This window comes from Mycobacterium sp. (assembly GCF_049280035.1).
Lineage (GTDB): Bacteria > Actinomycetota > Actinomycetes > Mycobacteriales > Mycobacteriaceae > Mycobacterium.
Map to the genome: position 1 here is coordinate 1 of NZ_JBAPPI010000509.1, position 6,049 is coordinate 6,049.

General features: G+C 66.9%; 8 protein-coding genes. 3 read left to right on the forward strand and 5 right to left on the reverse strand.

What is annotated here, in order from left to right; translation table 11 throughout:
- The first annotated feature begins 258 nt into the window (after positions 1–258).
- Positions 259–1,725 carry a hypothetical protein gene (locus tag WAN71_RS16480; protein WP_422226365.1) on the forward strand — a complete coding sequence of 489 codons (1,467 nt, stop codon included), beginning with the start codon at positions 259–261 and terminating at the stop codon, positions 1,723–1,725.
- Positions 1,726–1,785: 60 nt separating this feature from the next.
- Here the strand turns inward: WAN71_RS16480 and msrB are convergent, their stop codons facing one another.
- From msrB to WAN71_RS16495, 3 genes are read right to left on the reverse strand one after another with little or no spacing between them, the layout of a single operon-like run.
- Complete coding sequence (gene msrB, locus WAN71_RS16485; protein WP_422226359.1) at positions 1,786–2,319, reverse strand: peptide-methionine (R)-S-oxide reductase MsrB; 534 nt, start codon at positions 2,317–2,319, stop codon at positions 1,786–1,788.
- A 45-nt stretch (positions 2,320–2,364) separates the two neighbouring features.
- The gene (locus WAN71_RS16490; RefSeq protein ID WP_422226360.1) at positions 2,365–3,399 is read right to left on the reverse strand and encodes an NAD-dependent epimerase/dehydratase family protein; all 1,035 of its coding nucleotides are present in this window, start codon (positions 3,397–3,399) and stop codon (positions 2,365–2,367) included.
- The gene (locus WAN71_RS16495; RefSeq protein WP_422226366.1) at positions 3,396–4,172 is read right to left on the reverse strand and encodes an S-methyl-5'-thioadenosine phosphorylase; all 777 of its coding nucleotides are present in this window, start codon (positions 4,170–4,172) and stop codon (positions 3,396–3,398) included. Before WAN71_RS16495 ends, WAN71_RS16490 begins: the two co-directional genes overlap by 4 nt.
- A gap of 38 nt (positions 4,173–4,210) precedes the next feature.
- On the opposite strand from WAN71_RS16495, the gene WAN71_RS16500 reads away from it, so the two are divergent.
- Positions 4,211–5,083 (forward strand): 1,4-dihydroxy-2-naphthoate polyprenyltransferase, encoded by an 873-nt coding sequence (locus WAN71_RS16500; RefSeq protein ID WP_422226361.1) that lies wholly within the window; start codon positions 4,211–4,213, stop codon positions 5,081–5,083.
- 8 nt (positions 5,084–5,091) lie between these two features.
- Here WAN71_RS16500 and WAN71_RS16505 read toward each other — a convergent pair whose 3' ends face one another.
- Together WAN71_RS16505 and WAN71_RS16510 are read right to left on the reverse strand one after the other, a co-directional pair.
- On the reverse strand, positions 5,092–5,445 hold the full coding sequence (locus tag WAN71_RS16505) for a Clp protease N-terminal domain-containing protein (RefSeq protein ID WP_422226362.1): 354 nt from the start codon (positions 5,443–5,445) through the stop codon (positions 5,092–5,094).
- 77 nt (positions 5,446–5,522) lie between these two features.
- A complete protein-coding gene (locus tag WAN71_RS16510) occupies positions 5,523–5,834 on the reverse strand; it encodes a DUF4229 domain-containing protein (RefSeq protein WP_422226363.1) in 312 nt (103 codons plus the stop codon).
- Between the two features lie 47 nt (positions 5,835–5,881).
- On the opposite strand from WAN71_RS16510, the gene WAN71_RS16515 reads away from it, so the two are divergent.
- Positions 5,882–6,043 carry a hypothetical protein gene (locus WAN71_RS16515; protein WP_422226364.1) on the forward strand — a complete coding sequence of 54 codons (162 nt, stop codon included), beginning with the start codon at positions 5,882–5,884 and terminating at the stop codon, positions 6,041–6,043.
- Positions 6,044–6,049 lie beyond the last annotated feature (6 nt).

Below are 6,049 nucleotides of genomic sequence, written 5' to 3' on the forward strand. Positions count from 1 at the left end.
CTTAGCAGCATTACACCCCACCACGCCGCTACTATCGGCCGTTCGGTCGATAACCTCGTCAACTGGGCAAACCGGCAGCGGGATGGCGATGCTAGGTGTTGACTGGGCTAAGAACCGACCGAGCACCGACGAGTAGCTGCAACGATCCAGGGGAAGCCGGTGACCGAAAGCGACAACGGCCCGCCAACCGGGGCACCTGGGCGACCGCCTCGGATCGCACCTACCCAAGCTCAACCGCCTGCGCACGCGGCACTACCCGTGCCCTACCGCAACCCGTCGACGCGACGATGGAACATCGGCAGGGACGTCACCGGCGTCGTCCTGCTGCTGCTTGCGTTGGCGTTCCCGTGGAACCTGTACGTCGGGATTCGAATTCCCGACAGCAAGACCGCCATTCTCGAGCTGCTGCTTCTGGTGACGGTGCTTTCTCTGGTGTCGACCGCCGCGACCTATGTGGGCCCCGCACGCACCAACGCGGTCCTGGCTGGCCGGCTCCGTCTGAGCCTCAACACCCCTTACCTGCTGCTGGTGTTCGCCTTCGTGGTGTTCGACGCGGTGCAGACAATCCGATACGGCGGCAGTGTCAGGGTGCCAGGTGGTCTCGGCCCAGGGGCGTGGCTGGGGCTCGCCGGCTCGCTGCTATGCGCGCAACCGGTGATCGCCGAAGTAGCCGCAGATGACGGCAGGTTCGCCAGGTGGGTGGTTTCGGGCCGGGTCGTGGGCTACGCGTCGATGGTCGCCGCGGTGTTGAGCTTTGTGTTCGTCCTGTACTGGCGGGTGCGATATGCGTTGCCCGACCATGCCGGTACGTCCGGGTTCGGCAAACAGAATGTAGCGGTCATGGTCACCGCGGTGGTCTACGGCGTGGTGGCATTAGTCGCCGTCCTCGTCGCGTCAAGCTGGATTGTTCAGGACGCCAAGCCGTTCCGGCTGGCGACCGTGTCACTGGGGGCGTCGACACTCGTCGCCGGGCTCCTCGTCTGGATCCTTCCGGTCGGACGCGAGATCGATGCATTCCACGGGATAGCGCAGAACACATCGACGGCGGGCGTTGGCTTCGAGGGCTATGCGGCTTGGGCTGCGGCCGCGGCGATTCTTGCGCCGCTGGCCCTACTGCAAGCCGTGCGAGCACGGCCGATCGACGAGGGCCTGTGGCGGGAGGCGGCGCGAAAAGGGCTGCTGCTCATCGCCGTATGGTGCGCAGGCTCGGTGGTGATGAGAATTACCGACCTTCTCGTCGCGGTGAACTTGCACTACCCCTTCTCGCGCTACGACAGCATGGCGTTGGCCGCATTCGATTTGTTCACCGCTGTCGTTGCCGTTTGGCTGCGGGTCAACCTGGCCAACCTTTCCCTGTCCGCCAGATTGTTGTCGTCGGTGTGTGGGCTGCTGGTCGCGCTCACGGTCGCCCGAATCGTGGTGGGTATCGTGTTGGCTCCGCGGTTCTCAGCGCCCAAGCGCCCGGCCGGGATGAATAGCGCGGTCTACGGAAACAATCTCGCCCAACAGATCACCAGCACGTTCGATGTCGTGCTGTGCGGGATTGCCTTGGGTGTCCTGACGGCGGCCCTGGTTGTGGGCCGGCGCCGCCGCCGCATGGTGCAACCTCCCCCGCCCGCTCAGGCTCACCCACCGGCGCGGCCAACTCAGCGGCCGCGGATCCATCGCCCGGAGCGCATAGCTCCCGACCGACCCAAGATCTATCGATCAGCGGACGAGCGCTAGCCACGCAGCGGTGCGAACGCGAAGTCGCGCAATCCTTCCCGGCCCCGGAGCGTTACTCCGTCAGTGCGGCCGGAAGTTCATCGCGACGCCGTTCATGCAGTAGCGCAGGCCGGTCGGCGCTGGGCCGTCATCGAAGACATGGCCCAGGTGCCCGCCGCAGCGACGGCACAGCACCTCGGTGCGCGTCATACCCAGCGAGTTGTCTTCGCGGGTGATCACGGCGTTGCCCAGCGACTGGTAGAAGCTTGGCCAGCCGGTGCCGCTCTCGAACTTAGTGGCAGACGAGAACAGATCCAGTCCACAACCCGCACAACTGAACACACCGGGGCGGTGCTCGTCATTGAGTGGGCTGCTGTACGGCTGCTCGGTGTCGGCATTGCGCAGGACCTGATACTGCTGCGGACTCAGCAGCTGCCGCCACTCGGCGTCGGTGTGGGTGACTTCGAAGGCGTCGCTCGATGTGCCCGGTGAGCTGTGCGCTGGCGGGCTGCGTCGTGAATTGCCCCAGGCGAGCAGGCCAACGCCGAGCAACGAGCTGCCGAGCAGCACCTGGCGACGTGTCACGGCGGGCCGCGGCGGGGCTGGGTCAGTCATCTTTGAATGGTACAGGCGGCGCACCCGTCTTAATAGTGCCGCTGTTTAGCCGCGCAGCGGAGCGAACGCAAAGTCGCGCAATCCTTCCCGCGGCTTGACCGCCGCCCGGAAGCCCAGCACGTCGGCGGCGCGGGCCGGATCGGCGACGATGTGGCGCACGTCGCCGCTGCGGTATTGGCCGGTGACGACCGGCGACACGCCGGAAGCCCGTCCTTCGCACAGCGTGGTCGCCACCTCCATGATGGAAATCGGCCGCCCGGAGCAGACATTCGCGGCGGTGAACCCGCCGCGGTCAGCCGCTACCGCCGCCACATTGGCCGCGGCCACGTCGTCGACGTGAACGAAGTCGCGCATCTGGCCGCCGTCCTCGAAAACCTCTGGCGACTGGCCTCTTTCGAGTGCCGAGCGGAAGATCGCGGCGACGCCGGAGTATGGCGTGTCGCGCGGCATTCCGGGGCCGTAGACGTTGTGGTAGCGCAGCGCCAGCACCGATCCGCCCGTCGACTCCGACCACGCCAGCGCGTAATGCTCCTGTGCGGTCTTGCTGGCCGCATACAGACTGCGCGGCCGCAGCGGTGCATCCTCGTCGACCAGCTGCCAAGCCAGTTGCTCCCCGCCGATCGGGCAGCGGTGCTCGAAAACACCGGCGTCGAGGTCGGCCCGCCGCCGCGGCAGCGGGTCGACCGGCCCGTGCTGATTGCAGTGGTAGCGGCCCTGCCCGTAGACCACCATCGACGACGCCAGCACCAGACGTGCCACCCGGGCGCGAAACATCTGGGCCAGCAGCACGGCGGTCCCAAAGTCGTTGTGGCTGCCGTAGTCCGGAGCGTCGGCGGCATTCACGCCTGCCCCGACCACCGCCGCCTGATGGCACACCAGGTCGACACCGTCCAGCAGCGGGGCCAGCGCGTCGGCGTCGCGGATGTCAACACGTCGGCAATCGCGCGGCAGCGCCGCATCGCCTCCGTGCGCCGCGGGCAGCATCGCATCCAGGGCGACCACGTCGTGGCCCGCGGCCCGCAGCGCCGCATCCACTCGCGACCCGATGAAACCGGCAGCGCCGGTCAACAGCACCCTCACGGCTGGTCGAATGGCAACTGGGTACCGGTATGCGACAGACACTCGGTGCAGGTGCGTTCGGCGGCAACCTGACCGATCGCCTCAGCGACAAGTTTCTTGAACGGCTCGATGTTCTTATCGAATTCGCCGATCACGTCGACGAGCTTCACCCCGGCCCCGGCGTCGATGCCGGCATCCAGGTCCGTCACCAAAGCAATTGTCGCATAGCAAATTTCGAGCTCGCGCGCGAGCACCGCCTCCGGGTAGCCAGTCATGTTGATCAGGGTGAAGCCGGCGGCGGCGAACCACTGGCTTTCCGCGCGGGTGGAAAACCGTGGACCCTCGATGACCACCATGGTGGCCCCGTCGACCACGCCGGGCAGCCCGGTGACCGCGGACCGCAACGTCGGGCAGTACGGATCGGCGAAGGAGGCGTGGGCCGCACCGGAGTCGAAGTACGTGTCGGCCCGACGACGGGTACGGTCCACCAACTGATCGGGCACCACGATCGCGCCCGGCTGCAGGTCCGGCGTCAGGCTGCCGACCGCGCACGGCGCGAAGACTTGCCGCACTCCCAACGCGCGCAGCGCCCACATGTTGGCCCGATACGGCACCTTGTGCGCCGGATACTGGTGCTCGGCGCCGTGGCGAGGCAAGAACGCGACCTCGTGCTGGCCGACGACACCGACGGTGACCGGGGCACTGGGCTCACCGAACGGGGTGTCCAGATTGACGCTGCGTGCATCCGAGTCGAAGAACGTGTAGAAGCCGCTGCCGCCGATCACTCCGAACATGTACGCATTGTCGTGCACGGGCATGGAACGATCGACGGGTGGCCAGTTTTGCGCAATGGATCGCGGGCGCGCGACCGCGGACACTTCCCAACGCCATCGCACCGGTAATCGCGGGCACCGGCGCCGCCGCCTGGCTGCACGCCGCCAGCTGGTGGAGGGCGCTGCTCGCATTGGCCGTGGCGGTGGCATTGATCATCGGGGTCAACTTCGCCAATGACTACTCCGACGGCATCCGCGGCACCGACGACGTCCGCGCCGGCCCGTTGCGCCTGGTCGGCTCGCGGCTGGCGACACCGCGATCGGTGCTGACGGTGGCCGTGGTCAGCATGAGCATCGGCGCGGCGGCCGGGTTGGCGCTCGCGGTGACCAGTTCGCCGTGGCTGATCCTGGTCGGCGCCTTCTGCATCGCCGGGGCCTGGCTGTACACCGGTGGCTCAAAACCCTACGGCTATACGGGTTTTGGCGAACTCGCGGTATTCGTGTTCTTCGGGCTGGTCGCGGTGCTCGGTACCCAGTACACCCAGGCGTTGCGGGTGGACTGGGTGGGTCTGGTTCTGGCGGTAACGACGGGAGCGCTGTCGTCGGCGGTGTTGGTGGCCAACAACCTGCGGGATATCCCGACCGACCGACAATCCGGCAAGCTCACGTTGGCGGTGCGCCTTGGCGACACCGGCACTCGCCGGCTCTACCAGGCGCTGCTGGCACTGGCCGCGGTGTTGACGCTGGCGCTGACGGCCGCCACGCCGTGGTGTGCGGTCGGGCTGGTGGCCACCCCGTTGGCGCTGCGGGCGACCGGCCCGGTCCGATCTGGTCGGTTGGGAGCCGAGCTGATTCCGGTGCTGCGGGATACCGGCCTGGCGATGCTGGTGTGGTCGATCGCGGTGGCAGCCGCGTTGACGTTGGCACGCTGAGCCAATAGCTAGGCGGCCTTGTCCATCAGTTTGATGACCGCCGCGCGCAACTGCGCGGTGTAGACATGCTCAGTGATCAAGGCGATCGCCGACCGGTCACCGCCGCGCAGGATGCCCAATATGATGTGCTCGCATCGGATCTCGTTGTCTTTGTGCAACAACGCTTCTCGCAGCGCCAACTCGAGCACTTTCTTGGCCGAGCGCGTGAACGGGATTTGCCCGCGTCTGACAACATCGCGGGAGCGCGGTCGCCGTTCCGGAGACACTCGACCTCGGGTCCCCGAGCGCACAGGATTGACGACCGCACCTTCTACGTCGCCCTGGTATCCGGACTCCAGACGCGTGTCGATGAGCGCTGACATCCCCGCACCGACAGTGGCTGAGTCGAAATCCGTCAGCGCCGACGAACGTGCGCCGAACGTTTCTTGGGCAAACGACGTCAGTCGTCCGGCGGTGCCTCGCCGCGCAACCTGGCCCGTAGCTGCTCACGGTCGCGACGCCGGCGCTCGGTGGCCACCTCGAGATCGGCGGTGGCCCGGCGACGCAGCGGACCGAACAACCAAATGCCCAGCGGCATCGCAATGATGAGCGCGAACAATAGCGCGACGGCTATCGGGAACTCGTGCACGCCAAGCAGTCGGCCCGCTGCATAGATCACCGCGGTAACTGCCACCACCAGCGCCAGCCGGGCCGCGACGTACAGCAGCACGCTGATGACAGCACGGCCAGCGGAGCTCTCAGCCTTTGGCACAGTGCGAGCCTAAGACGCCGCGTATATTTGGACCAAGGAGGTGTTGAGTGCTGTACCTGCTCCTCGTCCTCGTTCTGGGGACGCTGATCTACGTCGGTTGGCGCGCGGCCCGTTCACAGGTCAACCGCCAGAAGACTCGCGTCATCGGGCCCGACGACGATCCGGAGTTCCTCGGGCGGCTAGGCCACGGCGATAACAACCCGCGCTAGATGAAG

Bases quoted from the DNA above. Each gene is read 5' to 3' on its own strand.
- WAN71_RS16505 (WP_422226362.1), bottom strand. From the start codon at position 5,445: ATGTCAGCGCTCATCGACACGCGTCTGGAGTCCGGATACCAGGGCGAC.
- WAN71_RS16495 (WP_422226366.1), bottom strand. From the start codon at position 4,172: ATGTTCGGAGTGATCGGCGGCAGCGGCTTCTACACGTTCTTCGACTCG.
- msrB (WP_422226359.1), bottom strand. From the start codon at position 2,319: ATGACTGACCCAGCCCCGCCGCGGCCCGCCGTGACACGTCGCCAGGTG.